Below are 14,000 nucleotides of genomic sequence, written 5' to 3'. Positions count from 1 at the left end.
ATGACTAGCACCCCCAACTGGTTGTCGGACGTCGTGTTCGACGACAACGGACTCATCCCCGCCATTGCCCAGGACGCCGACAACGGCCAGATCCTGATGGTGGCCTGGATGAATGCCGACGCTCTTTCCGAGACCGCCGCCACCGGCCGCGCCGTGTATTGGTCGCGCTCGCGCAAGCGCCTGTGGCGCAAGGGCGAAGAGTCCGGCCACCAGCAGCAGGTCGACGAACTGCGCCTCGACTGCGACGGCGACGTCATCCTGCTGAAAGTGCGCCAGGCCGGCGGCATCGCGTGCCACACCGGCCGCGCCAGCTGCTTCTACCGCCGCCTCGACGGCACCGCCGACAGCGCCACCTGGACCACCGTCGACCCGGTGCTCAAAGACCCCGAGCTGATCTACAAATGAGCGCATCTCCCCTCACCACCGGCGACGTGCTGGCCCGCGTGGCCGACACCCTCGAGAGCCGCCGCCCCGACCGCGGTGGCGATCCTCAGTCCTCTTACGTGGCCAAGCTGCTGGCCAAGGGCCCCGATTCGTTTCTCAAGAAGATCGGCGAAGAGGCCACCGAGCTGGTGATGGCCGCCAAGGACAATCAGCCCGAGCGCATTATTAGTGAAACCGCTGATCTGTGGTTCCATTGCCTGGTGGCTTTGACTCATTACAATCTGCGTCCCGAAGATGTGCTGGCCGAGCTGGCCCGGCGCGAAGGTCTGTCGGGCCTTGAAGAGAAAGCCCGGCGTCCCGCCGGTTGATCACGGAACCCGAGATGAGCGAGAACTGTCTTTTCTGCAAGATCGCCCGCGGCGATATTCCGGCCACCAAGGTCTACGAAGACGATGAATTCGTCGTCTTCAAGGACATCAATCCGGCCGCGCCCGTCCACCTGCTGTTGATTCCCCGCCGGCACGTCGTGTCCATGCAGGACGTCACGCCGCAGGACGCCGACTGGTTGGGTAGAATGATGACGTTGGTTCCTCGTCTGGCGGCCGAGAACGGCTGCAATCCCGGGCCCGAGGGCGGCTTCCGGATCCTGGCGAACGCGGGCGTCGAAGGCGGCCAGGAAGTACCTCACCTGCATTTCCACCTCATCGGCGGCGCCCGTCCCTGGCAGGGACGCACGGCCCCCAACGCATAACCACGGAGATCCCTCATGGGTAGCTTCAGCATTTGGCATTGGTTGATCGTCCTGGTCATCGTTGCCCTGATTTTCGGCACCAAGAAACTGCGCAACATCGGCTCCGATCTGGGCGGCGCCGTGAAGGGCTTCAAGGAAGGCATGAAAGACGCCAACGGCGACAAGCCCAACGAGCAGGTCACCAACAACACCCAGCAGCGCGCCGACGACACGATCGACGTGCAAGCCAAGGAAAAGCAAAACCCTTGATCCTTGCCGGAGCACGCACGGCCGCGCGCCGCCTTCGGGTCGCGCGCGCCGCGCGTCGTTCCGCTTGCATCTCCCTACACTGGCGGCAACTGCATGTTTGATGTCAGCTTCACAGAACTGCTCGTAGTCGGCGTCGTGGCGCTCATCGTCATCGGCCCCGAGCGGCTGCCCAAAGTGGCCCGCACCGTGGGCCACCTGCTCGGCCGTGCCCAGCGCTACGTCAACGACGTCAAATCCGACATCCAGCGCGAGATCGAGCTCGACGAGCTGCGCAAGTTCAAGCGCGACATGGACGACGCCGCCAGCGAAGTCCACACCTCGGTACGCCAGGCCTCCGATTCGCTGCGCACGAGCGGCGATGCCCTGCGGGCCGAACTCGACGACACGGCGCGTGCCGTGGCGCAGAGCGGTGCCTCGCCCGCCGCGGGATCGCCCGCCGCGGGATCGCCCGCCGCCGGTTCGCCCGCCGCGGGGTCGCCCGCCGCCGGATCGCCGGCCGCGGGATCGCCCGCCGCCCCCGACCCGACCATCGCGCCGCCTTCGGCGGGCAATAGCGTGCCGAGCCCCGTCCCGTCGGCCCCCGCGGCCCAGGTTGTCCCGGCCCCGGCCGCCCCCGCACCCGCGCCTGTCTCGCCCACCCCCGAGCACAGCCCCGAGCCCGCGCCCAAGAACCCGTCCACCGGTACGCCAACGTGAACCAGCAAGTCCACAACGAAGAAGAGATGCAGCAGGACAGCTTCATCTCGCACCTGGTGGAACTGCGCACCCGGTTGCTGAAGGCCGCCGGCACGGTGCTGGCCGTCTTCATCGTGCTGTTCATCTATCCCGGCGCCTCGGCCATCTACGACGTGCTGGCGCAGCCCATGCTGTCGTCGCTGCCCGAGGGCACGCGCATGATCGCCACCGGCGTCATCACGCCGTTCATGGTGCCGGTCAAGGTCACGATGATGGCCGCCTTCGTGGTGGCGCTGCCCGTGGTGCTGTATCAGGCCTGGGCGTTCGTCGCACCCGGCCTCTATCGCCACGAAAAGCGGCTCGCCATGCCGCTCATCGTGTCCAGCACGCTGCTGTTCATCCTGGGCATGGCGTTCTGCTACTTCTTCGTGTTCCGCACGGTGTTCCACTTCATTGCGACCTTCGCGCCGCAATCGATCACGCCCGCGCCGGACATCGAGGCGTATCTCAGCTTCGTCATGACCATGTTCCTCGCTTTCGGCATCACCTTCGAGGTGCCGGTCGCCGTGGTGCTGCTGGTCAAGACCGGCCTGGTCAACGTGGCCAAGCTGCGCGCCGCGCGCGGCTATGTGATCGTGGGCGCGTTCGTGATCGCGGCGATCGTCACGCCGCCCGACGTCGTGAGCCAGTTCATGCTGGCCGTGCCGTTGTGCCTGCTCTACGAGCTCGGGGTGATCGTGGCCAGCATGATCAAGCCAAACCCCCGGGGCGGGGCCGACGCCGAAAGCGGCTCGCTCACCGAGCGCCCCTGAGCGGGCGTTCCTGAGCGGGCGTTCCTGGCCCGGCACCCCTCGCCGCGTGCCCCTGACCGGGCGTCCCTGACCGGGCGTCCCTGACCGGGCGTCCCTGACCGGGCGTCCCTGACCGGGCCTCCCTGGCCGGGCGCCCCTGGCCGGGCGCCCCTCACCGGGCGCCCTAGCTAGCCGGGCACCCCGCCCTTCAAACGCGCTGCTGCGGGATTCTGAGAGTTCTGCGGCGCATTCGCGTGGTTAGAGTCGGCGGCATGAGCCTATCCGACCGACTTCGCAAGCAGATGCGCTGGCGCGGGATCCAGAGCCAGAGCCAACTGGCACGGATCTCCGGCGTGCCGCAGGCATCGATCCATCGCATCCTTCTGCGCGAGCACTACACGCCTCGGCTCGACACGCTCCGCCGCCTCGCGCAGGCGCTCGACACCACCGTCGCCTGGCTCGACGAAGGGCTGGTGACCAACCTGCCGCCCCAGCATGTTCCCCCTGAACCCGACGCGGCCGAACAGGCGCTGGCCGACGGCTATCAGCGCGAGCTGCTCGCCCTGACCGCGCCGCTGGACGCCGCCGCGCGGCGCCAGGTGGTGGGAGTGGTGCGCCTGCTGGTCAAGGGCCTGCGGCCTCCATCCCGAGGCCGGCGCGGTCCTTAGCGGGGCCGCGACGGCCGCGTACCGACGGTCACGGTCAGATCCAGCGGCTTGCCGGCCCGCAACACCTTGAGTACGGCTTTGTGGCCGGGTGTGAGACTCGCGATCTGGCCCAACATGCCACGTGTATCGCGCACAGCTTGGCCCTCGACCGCCTGCACGATGTCGCCCACGCGCAGGCCCGCGCGTCCGCCCGGACCATCGCGCATCACGCCGGCGATCACGACGCCTTGCGTGGTGGCCGGCAGATTGAAGGCCCGCGCCAGTTCGGGCGTCATGTCCTGCGGCTCCACGCCCAGCCAACCGCGCTTGACCTTGCCGGTCTTGACGATGTCGTCGAGCACGCGCTGGGCGGTCTCGGCGGGAATCGCGAATCCTATGCCGAGCGATCCGCCCGTTTCCGAATAGATGGCGGTGTTGATGCCCACCAGATTGCCCGACGCATCGATCAGCGCGCCGCCCGAGTTGCCCGGATTGATCGCGGCATCGGTCTGAATGAAGTTTTCGTAGGTGTTGATGCCCAGACCATTGCGGCCGAGCGCCGACACGATGCCCTGAGTCGTGGTCTGGCCCACGCCGAACGGATTGCCGATCGCGAGCACCACATCGCCCACGCGCAGCTTGGCGTTCGAGAAGGCCGCGACGGGCAGGGGATCGAGCTTGCCCTCGAGCTTGATGACGGCCAGATCGGTCTCGGTATCGGCGCCCACCACCTTGGCGCGCACCTCGCGGCCATCCGCCAGCGCCACTTCGATCGCGTCGGCCGCATCGACCACATGGAAGTTGGTGAGCACATAACCCTGCGGGCTCACGATCACGCCCGAGCCCAGGCTGGTGCTGGACTCGCGCCGCGACAGTCCGGGCACCTGACCGAAAAGCTGACGCAAGGCCGGGTCGTCGGGGAGCGGCACGAGCGGCACGTCGACGTGTTTGGTGGTGTAGATATTCACCACCGAAGGCGCGCCGCGCGACACGGCGTCGGCGTAGCTCGACACGGCCGGACCCGCCGCGCCGTTGGGCCGCGGTGCCGGCGCCGGGCTACGCGTGCCCTGCAGCTGCAGCCAATCGGGGCGCAAGGTGGTGACGACGAATAAAATGGCCAGACTGACCGTGACGGCCTGAGCGAATATCAGCCAAAGGCGACGCATAAATTTCCACAGGGCAAGCAATGAATACGATCGAGACCCGCGCACTGGCCGCCTGGCTGGACGACACTCTGCAAGCCAGCCGCTTTCGCGACTACTGCCCGAACGGGCTGCAGGTCGAGGGCAAGAGCAAAATAGGCCACATTATCACCGGCGTGACGGCCAGCGAGGCACTTCTGCGCGCCGCGATCGAACGCGGCGCCGATGCCGTGCTGGTGCACCACGGCTGGTTCTGGAAAAACGAAGACGCGCGGGTGCGCGGTCCGAAACGCACGCGGCTGGCGCTCACCCTCGCGCACGACCTCAACGTGTTCGGCTACCACCTGCCGCTCGATGCGCATCCCACGCTGGGCAACAACGCCCAGCTGGCGCGCGTGCTGGGTCTCGAGCCCGCACGCCGCGACGACGGTGCGCCGCTCACCTGTGGCCCCGACAATCTCGTGTGGCTGGGCAGCGCGCCCGGCGTGGCGACATTGGGCGAGCTGGCCGCGCAGGTGCAATCACGGCTGGGCCGCGAGCCGCTGGTCGTGGGCGATGCCGGTCAACCCGTAGGCCGCGTCGCGTGGTGTACCGGCGGCGCGCAAGGCATGATGGCCGACGCCGTGGATGCGGGCGCAACGATCTACATCACGGGTGAAGCGTCCGAGCCCACCACGCATCTGGCGCGCGAAACCGCAACCGGTTTCATCGGCGCCGGACATCACGCCACCGAACGCTATGGCGTGCAGGCACTGGGCGAGGCGGTGGCAAAGGCCTTCGGCATCCGCGTCGAATTCATCGACATCGACAATCCGGTCTGACACGCGCCTCGACGGCGCACCTTGCCGGCCGCACCTAGCCGGCCGCACCTAGCCGGCCGCACCTCGCCAGCCGCACCTCGCCAGCCGCACCTCGCCAGCCAGGGCGGGCGAGGTGCGTCACTACGACGTTAGAGCGTGTCGGGTCGGCGCAGCGGATCCGGGCTGGCGGGCGTATGCGGCACTGCGGCATTCTGCTTGAGCAGCAGGTCGCGGATCTCGCGCAGCACGACCACGTCCTCGGGCGGAGCGGCGGGCTTCGCGGGCGCGGGTTCGGGCTTGTGGCGCGCCGAATTGATGGCCTTCACCATCCAGAAAATCACGAAGGCCAGCAGGATGAAGTTGATGAAGATGGTGAGGAAGTTACCCCACGCGAGCACGACGGCGCCGGCCTTCGTGAGGTCGGCGTAATTCATCGGGCCCGTATAGCCTTCGGGCATCCGCAATATCCAGAACTTGTTCGTGAAGTCGACCTGGCCACCGAGTATCCAGTTGGCCACGGGCATGATGATGTCTTTGACGATGGAGTCGACGATCTTGCCGAACGCCGCGCCAATGATGACACCGACCGCGAGGTCGATTGCGTTGCCCTTGACGGCGAAATCACGAAATTCCTGCAGAAAACCTTTGGCTTTGCTCATGCATACCCCCTAATAACAACACGCCCGTGCTTGGGCTAAGGCTATAATACGCGGTTGCTATGCTGTACATATTCCCCGCATAACGGATGCAGCTGTCCTGATGCTAGTCCAGGCCATGCTGTGCCAACAAGGATAGGAAATGAGTCAGGATACGCTGTTGCATGACGAGGACGGTGCAGTTGATCCCAATTTGCCGCCTGATCCTTCCCGACGTTTCTGGGTAACCACCGCCTGTGCGGTGGGCGGTGTGGCAGGAGCCGCAGCAGCCGTCCCATTCGTCAGCACATTCGCCCCTTCAGAAAAAGCTCGCGCCGCCGGCGCTCCCGTCGAAGTCGATGTCGGCGATCTGGCTCCCGGCCAGTTGCGCACCGTCGAATGGCGCGGCAAACCGGTCTGGATCATGCGCCGCTCCGAAGATCAGCTGAAGGGCATCCAGACTCAAAACGCCCTTGTCGCCGATCCCAACTCGGATCGCCCCGACTACACTCCCGCCTACGCCAAAAACGAATACCGCTCGCGCAAGCCCGAGCTCTTCGTCTGTGTCGGCATCTGTACCCATCTCGGGTGTTCTCCCACCCCTCATTTCGAATCCGGTGCTGGCGCGGGTATGCCCGCAAACTGGCAAGGCGGCTTTCTGTGCCCCTGCCACGGCTCCACGTTCGACCTCGCTGGCCGCGTCTACAAAAACAAACCTGCGCCAGACAATCTCGAAGTTCCTCCGTATCAGTATTTGAGCGACACCCGAATCATCGTGGGCGTCGACGAAGACAATAAGGCCTGAGCTCCGCAATATTCATTCCCGCGGACACTCAGGCCTTCGTAATCGCAGCAAATACGCCAATACAAGAGAATAGAGAAGGAGCCGTTATGGCTGGCGACAAAATCGTCGAGACGACAGGCCTGCTGGGCTGGCTGGACCGACGCTTCCCGGTGACCTCCACCTGGAAAGCGCACCTGTCCGAGTACTACGCGCCCAAGAATTTCAACTTCTGGTACTTCTTCGGTTCGCTCGCGCTGCTGGTGCTGGTGATCCAGATCGTCACCGGCATCTTCCTGGTGATGCACTACAAGCCCGACGCCGAACGCGCCTTCCAGTCGGTCGAATACATCATGCGCGAAGTGCCCTGGGGCTGGCTGGTGCGCTACATGCACTCCACCGGCGCCTCGATGTTCTTCGTCGTCGTCTACCTGCACATGTTGCGCGGCCTCTTCTACGGTTCGTACCGCAAGCCGCGCGAGCTGGTGTGGATCTTCGGTGTCGCGATCTTCCTCTGTCTGATGGCCGAGGCCTTCTTCGGCTATCTGCTGCCGTGGGGCCAGATGTCGTATTGGGGCGCGCAGGTGATCGTGAACCTGTTCTCCGCAATCCCGTTCATCGGTCCTGATCTGTCGATCTGGATCCGCGGCGATTACGTCGTGTCCGACGCCACGCTCAACCGCTTCTTCGCCTTCCATGTGATCGCGATTCCGCTGGTGCTGATCGGCCTCGTGGCCGCGCACCTGGTGGCGCTGCACGAAGTCGGCTCCAACAATCCCGATGGCATCGAGATCAAGCAAGGCCCCAAAGACAAATACGGCCGGCCCAAGGATGGCATCCCGTTCCATCCGTTCTACACGGTGCACGACATCGTCGGCGTGGCGGGCTTCCTGATCGTGTTCTTCGCGATCGTGTTCTTCGCGCCCGAGATGGGCGGCTACTTCCTCGAGTACAACAACTTCCTGCCGGCCGATCCGCTCAAGACGCCGCCGCACATCGCACCGGTCTGGTATTTCACGCCGTTCTATTCGATGCTGCGCGCGACCACCGCGGAGTTCACCTGGGTCCTGGCGGGCCTGGCCCTGCTCGGTGCCATCGCGCTGCTCTGGAAGAGCAAGGCCACCGGCATCATGCGCCTCGTGCCGCCGGTCATCCTGATCGTGGTCGCGGTCCTGCTCACGCAGATCGACGCCAAGTTCTGGGGCGTGGTCGCGATGGGCGGCGCCGTCGTGATCCTGTTCTTCCTGCCGTGGCTCGATCACTCGCCCGTCAAGTCGATCCGCTACCGGCCGGGCTGGCACAAGTGGCTCTACGGCATCTTCATCGTCAACTTCCTGGTGTTGGGCTACCTGGGCACGCAGCCGCCCAGTGATGCGTTCAACCTCACTTCGCAGATCGGCACGCTGATCTACCTGGGCTTCTTCTTCCTGATGCCCATCTGGAGCCGGCTCGGCACGTTCAAGCCGGTCCCGGATCGCGTGACCTTCCATGCCCATTGAGCCCCAACACGCAAACGGAACGACCATGATCAAAAAACTGATCGGCGCCGTGGCCCTGATGCTCACGTGCACCGCCCTGCAGGCCGCCGAGCTCGGCGCTCCCCTCGACCGCGCGCCCAACAAGGTCAACGACCTCGCCTCGCTGCAAAACGGCGCGAAGCTGTTCGTCAACTACTGCCTGAACTGTCATAGCGCGCAATCGATGCGCTACAACAAGCTCCAGGAAATCGGGCTCACCGACAAGCAGATCCAGGACAACCTGTTATTCACAGGCACCAAGGTGGGCGACCTGATGAAGGTCGCCATGACGCCGGCGGATGCCAAGAAGTGGTTCGGCACCATGCCGCCCGACCTGTCCGTGATCGCGCGCGCGAAGTCCATCAATGCCGGGCCGAGCGGGTCCGACTATATCTATACCTACCTGCGCACGTTCTATCGCGACACCAGCACGGCCACCGGCTGGAACAATCTGGTTTTCCCCAACGTGGGCATGCCGCACGCCCTCTGGGACCGCCAGGGCCCCCGCGAACTGACCCGAGTCGTCACCCGGTCCGTCGAGGGCTCGGACGGCAAGAAAAGCTGGGAAAAGGTCACGACGTTGTATGATGCTCAAGGTTTTTCCACTTCCAAGGTCGAAACCGTCGCCGGCCACGGGCATGCCGCTCACCCGGAAGCCCGATTCAAGGCCCTGAATCCCGCGCAAGCCGCTGCCTACGACCGTGACGTCGCGGACCTCACCGCGTTCATGACGTGGATGTCCGAACCGGTTCAGCGCTTCCGGGTCCAGCTCGGCGTCGGCGTTCTGATCTTCCTGGGGCTGTTCCTGGTCGTCGCCTGGCGCCTGAATGCCTCCTACTGGAAACATGTACGCTAACCTGTAAACCGTAACGCCCGGCACGTATCGTCCGTCCCCATTAACCTGGCGCGACGGACGAAACCGGCAAGCTACACCCCTGTCGTCGCCTGGCAACCGGGGCCAGCGCCCGCCTCAAGGTAGCGCTGGCCTTTCGCTTTTAAATACGAAGGACTTACCGCCATGATGGTGCTCTATTCCGGAACCACTTGCCCGTTTTCGCAACGCTGCCGCTTCGTGCTGTTCGAAAAAGGGATGGATTTCGAGATTCGCGACATCGACCTGTACAACAAGCCGGAAGATATCGCGGTGATGAACCCCTACGGCCAGGTGCCCATCCTGGTCGAGCGCGATCTCATCCTGTATGAGTCGAACATCATCAACGAGTACATCGACGAGCGCTTCCCGCACCCGCAACTGATGCCGGCCGACCCCGTCATGCGCGCGCGCACCCGCCTGTTCCTGTACAACTTCGAGAAAGAGCTGTTCATTCACGTCTCGACCCTCGAAGACCGCAGCGCCAAGCCCGACGACAAGAAGATGGTGCTGGCCCGCCAGGCCATCCGCGACCGTCTCGCTCAGCTCGCGCCGCTGCTGCTGAAGAACAAGTACATGCTCGGCGAAGAGTTTTCGATGCTCGACGTGGCCGTGGCTCCGCTGCTGTGGCGCCTGGATCACTACGGCATCGAACTGCCGAAGAACGCGGCACCGCTGCAGAAGTACGCCGAGCGCATCTTCTCGCGCCCGGCCTACATCGAGGCGCTCACGCCTTCCGAAAAAGTCATGCGTCGCTAAGGCTGGGACATGGGCGAGACCTCGACCAAACCGTATCTGATCCGCGCCCTGCACGAGTGGTGCACCGACAACGGCTACACGCCGTACATCACCGTGCAGGTCGACGAACACACGCTGGTGCCGATGGCCCACGTGCACGACGGTCAGATCACGCTCAATGTCGGCACGCTGGCGACCAACAAGCTGCTGCTGGGCAATGAATTCATCGAATTCCAGGCCCGCTTCAGCGGCGTGACCGAAAACGTGCTGGTCCCGGTGGCATCGGTGAGCGCGATCTACGCGCGCGAAACCGGCGCCGGCATGGGCTTCGAAGTGCAGCCCTACGAGCCGCCGGTGCGCGAAGAGGGCGAGACGCCCGACGCCGAACCCGCGGCCCCCGCGGTCGCGCCCCCCGCCGCCGACGGCGACGAGGGCGGCGAAGGCAAGCGCCCGCACCTCACCATCGTCAAATAAGACCGCGCGAGCCGCAAGGCTCGCGCATCTTTACGTACAATACAGTCCCTTCGCGCCGCCCCTCCCGGCGGCAGCGCGCGTGCCGGTGTAGCTCAGTTGGTAGAGCAGCTCACTTGTAATGAGAAGGTCGAGGGTTCGATTCCTTTCACCGGCACCACTCTCCAGCCGCCCGGCCAGCCCGCCCTCCGCGGTGCACCTCACTCCCAAACCATCCCGATTCGAATGCGCGCCACGACTACGCCTGAAATCCCGCGGCCGTGGCGCAGCGCCCAGGCGATTTTGCGGTCGGCGAAGCCGGCTAGGGGGCTCTTCTGCACAAAGTCAAAAAATCGTGCATAATTGCGGCCCTCTACCTGTTCCCCGATAGCTCAGTCGGTAGAGCGACGGACTGTTAATCCGCAGGTCGCTGGTTCGAGCCCAGCTCGGGGAGCCAAGATTCAAGAAAAGCCCGGTCGCGCAAGCGTCCGGGCTTTTTGCTTTGGCGCGCGGACGCACGCCTGGCGGTGTCCGTGGCGCGCGCTCAGACACAGCGTCATGCATCAGATCCGCACTTGGCGTCGCCATGCATCCGGCGTGTCGGTGTGCAGCGCGATGTCAGGCCGCCTGCGCCGCGCGCCGGCGCGGCAGGCGGGCGAACACGAGCACGTTGCCGCCCATGACCAGGGCGAGGCCGCACAGGCTGGTGGCGGTCCATTGATAGCCTTCGACGAAGCTCGAGATGGTCAGTGCCACCACCGGGAACAGCACGGTGCAGTAGGCCGCGCGCGCCGGCCCCATGCGGCCCACCAGCGTGAGATACGCCGTAAAGCCCACCACCGAACCGATGACGGCGAGATACAGCAGGGCGCCCACGTAGGTCAGCGAGGTGTCGAAGGCGAACGACTGGCCGCTCGCCACGCAGCCCGCCAGCAACAGCGCCGATCCGTAGAGCATGCCGTAGGCGTTGCCGGTCAGCGGCCGGATGCCGATGCGCTGTTGCGCGCTCGACAACATATTGCCGGTCGAGAAACACAGCGTGCCGAGCAGCGCGAGGCCCAGGCCCAGCCAGGTTTCGTGGCTGGCCTCGCGGGTGGCGAGCTCGGGCCAGAAGAGCAGCAGCAGGCCCGCCAGACCGAAGACGCCGCCCAGCACCACGCGCGACGAGATCGGCGTACCGAACCAGATCCGCGCATTGATCGCGTTCCAGATCGTCGCCGCCGAAAACACCACGGAGATCAGTCCGCTCGGGATCCATTGGGTCGCGGTGTAGAAACACAGGAAGTTCAGGCAGAAGAGGCACAGCCCCTGGCCGAGACACAGCAGATGGCCGCGGCGGTCGAGCCGCTGCAGCTTGCCCATCACGACCAGGGCGCCCCACAGCAACAGGCCGGCGAGCGCAAAGCGATAGAACACCGAGACGGGGATCGCGACCTCCCCCAGCTGCAGCTTGATGGCGATCCAGGTCGTGCCCCAGATGAGGACGGTGAGGAGATAGAGCGAGGCGTTCATGGCGAGGAGCGCGGGGCGCGGGCGGGGTCACGGCATCGGCCGCGGAAGACGGGAGTCTGCGCCTGAGCACCGGCCCGGAATTGCCGAATCTTGCGCTTTTTCGGCCAGACTGGCGGCGTCCACGCGCGCAGCGCGGTCGGCCGGGCTAGCATAGGGCCATCATGAACGGCAGTCCGGCTCAGAGCCTGTCCCATTTCAAGGTTTTCGGCACCCTGGCCCAGCGCACGGGAGCCCGGCTCGTCCGTGCCACCGACCTGGGCGCGGGACTGGCCGCGGCGATCTGGGGCCGCGACGGCCATGAGGTCATCGCCTACGACGCGCCGGGGCACCACACCGTGTCGCTCTATCTGCAAGGCGGCGACAAGTCGTTTCGGGTGGGCGGCCCCGGCTTCGGCGGCGCGGGCAAGTTCTGCGTGCTGCCCTCCGAGCACTATTCCTTGTGGAACATGAACGACCAGGTGCACTTTCTGCATCTGTACATCGCGCCGGAGCGGCTCGCGAGCGAGGCCGTGCTGCGGCTGGATCGCGATCCCCGCACGCTCGAGCTGCGTGACCGCACCTACATCGATGCGCCGGAGCTGGCGCAGGCCTGCGCCACCTTGCTGACCCGCCATTGGGATGCGCCGGCCGATCGGCTCGCCGCAAGCAGCGCCGCCGAAGACGTGCTGCATCAGTTGCTGCCCCATACCGCCCGCGCCGCGGCCCCGTTGCGAGGCGGCCTCGCGCCCGCCGTGCGGCGTCGGGTACGCGATCACATCGAAGCACACCTGGCCGAGCCGCTCACGCTCGATCAACTGGCCGGCATCGCCGCGCTCTCGACCTATCACTTTGCTCGCATGTTCGCGGTGTCGTTCGGCACCACGCCTCATGCCTGGGTTCATCAGCGCCGGCTCGCGCGGGCGCGCGAGCTGCTCGAAACCGGCCGCGCGGGCGACCTCGAAAGCGTGGCTCAGTCGGCCGGATTCGGCAACGCCAGCCACTTGAGCCGCGCGTTTCGGCTGAGCCTGGGCGTCACGCCCGGCCAGTATCGGCGTCTGAAAACCACCGGCTGAACGGCCCGGCGCGACGCCGGGCGGCCCGCGTCAGACCCGCCGGGGCTTGAGAAACAGAATGCCCAGCCCCAGCGTCGCCAGCCCCATCAACGCCGCATAGACGATCGTCATCGGCCACGGATTGGCCAGGACCAGCCCGATCACCTGCAGCGAACCTCCGACCGGCAACAGCCAGAGCGCGGCCGCCAACAGCAGCACCAGGCTGCCTGACAGCAGCCACGCGATCGCACTGCCCAGACCGAAGGCGCTGCCCACCGTCAGGCCGCGCGTGGCAAACGGCACCAGCTTGCGCAGGATGAGCGCGGCAACGCCTGCGGAGATGAGCGGCTGCACGACCATGTCGAGGATCGCGGCGGCCAGCGTCTGATCGAGCAGGCCGAGGTTGGCGAAGTTCATCGCGTCCAGGAAGGTCTCCCAGAAGTACAGCGTGCCCACGGCCACGGCGATGATCGTGCCGCGATCCAGTCTCCAGGGCAGCGGGGCGCGCACCGCGGCGCGCCGCACGCTCAGGAAGAGGGTGGCACGCGTGGCCAGCCAGCCGAGCCCACACGTCAGCAGCAAGTCCTGCAGCTTGGAGATCACGATGAACCAACCGACCTGGGATAGCGCGCCCTGCAGCGCTACCACGCGCAACATCGCCGTCACCGCATCGACCGTGTAAAACACGAACGTCGCCGCCAACGCCATCAGAATGATCGCGAGCACCTGAAAGACCAGGAACACGGGCAGCGCCACGGCCGCGGCGATGGGGGGATAGCCGCGCGCGGCCAGCCAGCGATGCGCCGTCCACCACACGATGATCGCCGACAGCACGATCGACCCCGGCGCGGAGGCCAGCGCACGCACCGTGTCGACGGGCGGCAGCGCATGACGCAGGTACACCGTGTTGTTCAGCCCGATGAACAACACGCTCGCCAGCGCGCAGGCAAACGCGAGCGCGCGAGGCAGATCCTGGGAACCGCGGTCGACGGTAACGGTCATTGTGATGGGCGAGTCTCGTATGGG

At 65.7% G+C, this 14,000-nt stretch carries 18 protein-coding genes and 2 tRNA genes; 16 read left to right on the top strand and 4 right to left on the bottom strand.

Annotated features, from left to right (window positions below; all coding sequences use genetic code 11):
* The 7 genes from hisI (at position 1) to CEK29_RS00170 (ending at position 3,518) form a co-directional block, all read left to right on the top strand.
* Entirely contained in the window at positions 1–405 is a 405-nt protein-coding gene (gene hisI / locus CEK29_RS00200; RefSeq protein ID WP_094857026.1) for a phosphoribosyl-AMP cyclohydrolase, read from the top strand.
* On the top strand, positions 402–752 hold the full coding sequence (locus tag CEK29_RS00195) for a phosphoribosyl-ATP diphosphatase (protein ID WP_094798206.1): 351 nt from the start codon (positions 402–404) through the stop codon (positions 750–752). The genes hisI and CEK29_RS00195 overlap by 4 nt, the downstream gene beginning before the upstream one ends.
* A 14-nt stretch (positions 753–766) precedes the next feature.
* The gene (locus CEK29_RS00190) at positions 767–1,135 is read left to right on the top strand and encodes a histidine triad nucleotide-binding protein (protein WP_094798709.1); all 369 of its coding nucleotides are present in this window, start codon (positions 767–769) and stop codon (positions 1,133–1,135) included.
* A gap of 15 nt (positions 1,136–1,150) precedes the next feature.
* Entirely contained in the window at positions 1,151–1,384 is a 234-nt protein-coding gene (gene tatA / locus CEK29_RS00185; RefSeq protein WP_094798205.1) for a Sec-independent protein translocase subunit TatA, read from the top strand.
* Positions 1,385–1,477: 93 nt separating this feature from the next.
* Positions 1,478–2,080, top strand: coding sequence for a Sec-independent protein translocase protein TatB (gene tatB, locus CEK29_RS00180; protein WP_094857025.1), 603 nt, complete (start codon positions 1,478–1,480; stop codon positions 2,078–2,080).
* Positions 2,077–2,871: a twin-arginine translocase subunit TatC gene (gene tatC, locus CEK29_RS00175; protein WP_094798203.1), complete on the top strand. Its 795-nt coding sequence runs from the start codon at positions 2,077–2,079 to the stop codon at positions 2,869–2,871. The genes tatB and tatC overlap by 4 nt, the downstream gene beginning before the upstream one ends.
* A gap of 251 nt (positions 2,872–3,122) precedes the next feature.
* Complete coding sequence (locus CEK29_RS00170) at positions 3,123–3,518, top strand: helix-turn-helix domain-containing protein (protein ID WP_094798202.1); 396 nt, start codon at positions 3,123–3,125, stop codon at positions 3,516–3,518.
* On the opposite strand, the gene CEK29_RS00165 is transcribed toward CEK29_RS00170, so the two are convergent.
* Complete coding sequence (locus CEK29_RS00165; protein WP_094857024.1) at positions 3,515–4,663, bottom strand: trypsin-like peptidase domain-containing protein; 1,149 nt, start codon at positions 4,661–4,663, stop codon at positions 3,515–3,517. The genes CEK29_RS00170 and CEK29_RS00165 overlap by 4 nt on opposite strands.
* A 20-nt stretch (positions 4,664–4,683) precedes the next feature.
* On the opposite strand from CEK29_RS00165, the gene CEK29_RS00160 reads away from it, so the two are divergent.
* Positions 4,684–5,460, top strand: coding sequence for a Nif3-like dinuclear metal center hexameric protein (locus CEK29_RS00160; protein WP_094857023.1), 777 nt, complete (start codon positions 4,684–4,686; stop codon positions 5,458–5,460).
* Between the two features lie 128 nt (positions 5,461–5,588).
* Here CEK29_RS00160 and mscL read toward each other — a convergent pair whose 3' ends face one another.
* A complete protein-coding gene (gene mscL / locus CEK29_RS00155) occupies positions 5,589–6,098 on the bottom strand; it encodes a large conductance mechanosensitive channel protein MscL (RefSeq protein WP_094798199.1) in 510 nt (169 codons plus the stop codon).
* A 139-nt stretch (positions 6,099–6,237) separates the two neighbouring features.
* On the opposite strand from mscL, the gene petA reads away from it, so the two are divergent.
* The 7 genes from petA (at position 6,238) to CEK29_RS00120 (ending at position 10,888) form a co-directional block, all read left to right on the top strand.
* Positions 6,238–6,879 (top strand): ubiquinol-cytochrome c reductase iron-sulfur subunit, encoded by a 642-nt coding sequence (gene petA / locus CEK29_RS00150; RefSeq protein WP_094798198.1) that lies wholly within the window; start codon positions 6,238–6,240, stop codon positions 6,877–6,879.
* Between the two features lie 86 nt (positions 6,880–6,965).
* Positions 6,966–8,354: a cytochrome b gene (locus tag CEK29_RS00145; RefSeq protein ID WP_094798197.1), complete on the top strand. Its 1,389-nt coding sequence runs from the start codon at positions 6,966–6,968 to the stop codon at positions 8,352–8,354.
* 25 nt (positions 8,355–8,379) lie between these two features.
* Positions 8,380–9,228: a cytochrome c1 gene (locus tag CEK29_RS00140; RefSeq protein ID WP_094798196.1), complete on the top strand. Its 849-nt coding sequence runs from the start codon at positions 8,380–8,382 to the stop codon at positions 9,226–9,228.
* 162 nt (positions 9,229–9,390) lie between these two features.
* Positions 9,391–10,002 carry a glutathione S-transferase N-terminal domain-containing protein gene (locus tag CEK29_RS00135; RefSeq protein WP_094798195.1) on the top strand — a complete coding sequence of 204 codons (612 nt, stop codon included), beginning with the start codon at positions 9,391–9,393 and terminating at the stop codon, positions 10,000–10,002.
* 9 nt (positions 10,003–10,011) lie between these two features.
* A complete protein-coding gene (locus tag CEK29_RS00130) occupies positions 10,012–10,455 on the top strand; it encodes a ClpXP protease specificity-enhancing factor (protein WP_094798194.1) in 444 nt (147 codons plus the stop codon).
* An 81-nt stretch (positions 10,456–10,536) separates the two neighbouring features.
* A tRNA-Thr gene (locus tag CEK29_RS00125) sits at positions 10,537–10,612 on the top strand.
* Positions 10,613–10,812: 200 nt separating this feature from the next.
* A tRNA-Asn gene (locus CEK29_RS00120) sits at positions 10,813–10,888 on the top strand.
* A gap of 161 nt (positions 10,889–11,049) precedes the next feature.
* Here the strand turns inward: CEK29_RS00120 and CEK29_RS00115 are convergent.
* A complete protein-coding gene (locus CEK29_RS00115) occupies positions 11,050–11,943 on the bottom strand; it encodes a DMT family transporter (protein ID WP_094798193.1) in 894 nt (297 codons plus the stop codon).
* Between the two features lie 266 nt (positions 11,944–12,209).
* Between CEK29_RS00115 and CEK29_RS00110 the strand changes: the two genes are divergently transcribed.
* Positions 12,210–12,995 carry an AraC family transcriptional regulator gene (locus CEK29_RS00110; RefSeq protein WP_283162754.1) on the top strand — a complete coding sequence of 262 codons (786 nt, stop codon included), beginning with the start codon at positions 12,210–12,212 and terminating at the stop codon, positions 12,993–12,995.
* Positions 12,996–13,025: 30 nt separating this feature from the next.
* Here the strand turns inward: CEK29_RS00110 and CEK29_RS00105 are convergent, their stop codons facing one another.
* Positions 13,026–13,976, bottom strand: a complete 951-nt coding sequence (locus CEK29_RS00105) for a hypothetical protein (RefSeq protein ID WP_094857022.1) — start codon at positions 13,974–13,976, stop codon at positions 13,026–13,028.
* Between the last annotated feature and the right edge of the window lie 24 nt (positions 13,977–14,000).

Origin of the sequence: Bordetella genomosp. 5 (assembly GCF_002261475.1) — a bacterium.
In the GTDB taxonomy this organism is placed as follows: Bacteria; Pseudomonadota; Gammaproteobacteria; order Burkholderiales; family Burkholderiaceae_B; genus Bordetella.
The sequence above is the reverse complement of the archived record's forward strand: the minus strand, read 5'-3'. Positions and strand labels throughout refer to the sequence as shown.

What these genes read in the sequence shown, in the direction of transcription:
- hisI (WP_094857026.1), top strand. Translation starts at nt 1, where the DNA reads ATGACTAGCACCCCCAACTGGTTGTCGGACGTCGTGTTCGACGACAAC.
- CEK29_RS00160 (WP_094857023.1), top strand. Translation starts at nt 4,684, where the DNA reads ATGAATACGATCGAGACCCGCGCACTGGCCGCCTGGCTGGACGACACT.
- CEK29_RS00195 (WP_094798206.1), top strand. Translation starts at nt 402, where the DNA reads ATGAGCGCATCTCCCCTCACCACCGGCGACGTGCTGGCCCGCGTGGCC.
- tatA (WP_094798205.1), top strand. Translation starts at nt 1,151, where the DNA reads ATGGGTAGCTTCAGCATTTGGCATTGGTTGATCGTCCTGGTCATCGTT.
- CEK29_RS00130 (WP_094798194.1), top strand. Translation starts at nt 10,012, where the DNA reads ATGGGCGAGACCTCGACCAAACCGTATCTGATCCGCGCCCTGCACGAG.
- CEK29_RS00135 (WP_094798195.1), top strand. Translation starts at nt 9,391, where the DNA reads ATGATGGTGCTCTATTCCGGAACCACTTGCCCGTTTTCGCAACGCTGC.
- CEK29_RS00140 (WP_094798196.1), top strand. Translation starts at nt 8,380, where the DNA reads ATGATCAAAAAACTGATCGGCGCCGTGGCCCTGATGCTCACGTGCACC.
- CEK29_RS00170 (WP_094798202.1), top strand. Translation starts at nt 3,123, where the DNA reads ATGAGCCTATCCGACCGACTTCGCAAGCAGATGCGCTGGCGCGGGATC.
- CEK29_RS00190 (WP_094798709.1), top strand. Translation starts at nt 767, where the DNA reads ATGAGCGAGAACTGTCTTTTCTGCAAGATCGCCCGCGGCGATATTCCG.
- CEK29_RS00165 (WP_094857024.1), bottom strand. Translation starts at nt 4,663, where the DNA reads ATGCGTCGCCTTTGGCTGATATTCGCTCAGGCCGTCACGGTCAGTCTG.
- CEK29_RS00105 (WP_094857022.1), bottom strand. Translation starts at nt 13,976, where the DNA reads ATGACCGTTACCGTCGACCGCGGTTCCCAGGATCTGCCTCGCGCGCTC.
- CEK29_RS00145 (WP_094798197.1), top strand. Translation starts at nt 6,966, where the DNA reads ATGGCTGGCGACAAAATCGTCGAGACGACAGGCCTGCTGGGCTGGCTG.
- mscL (WP_094798199.1), bottom strand. Translation starts at nt 6,098, where the DNA reads ATGAGCAAAGCCAAAGGTTTTCTGCAGGAATTTCGTGATTTCGCCGTC.
- CEK29_RS00115 (WP_094798193.1), bottom strand. Translation starts at nt 11,943, where the DNA reads ATGAACGCCTCGCTCTATCTCCTCACCGTCCTCATCTGGGGCACGACC.
- petA (WP_094798198.1), top strand. Translation starts at nt 6,238, where the DNA reads ATGAGTCAGGATACGCTGTTGCATGACGAGGACGGTGCAGTTGATCCC.
- tatB (WP_094857025.1), top strand. Translation starts at nt 1,478, where the DNA reads ATGTTTGATGTCAGCTTCACAGAACTGCTCGTAGTCGGCGTCGTGGCG.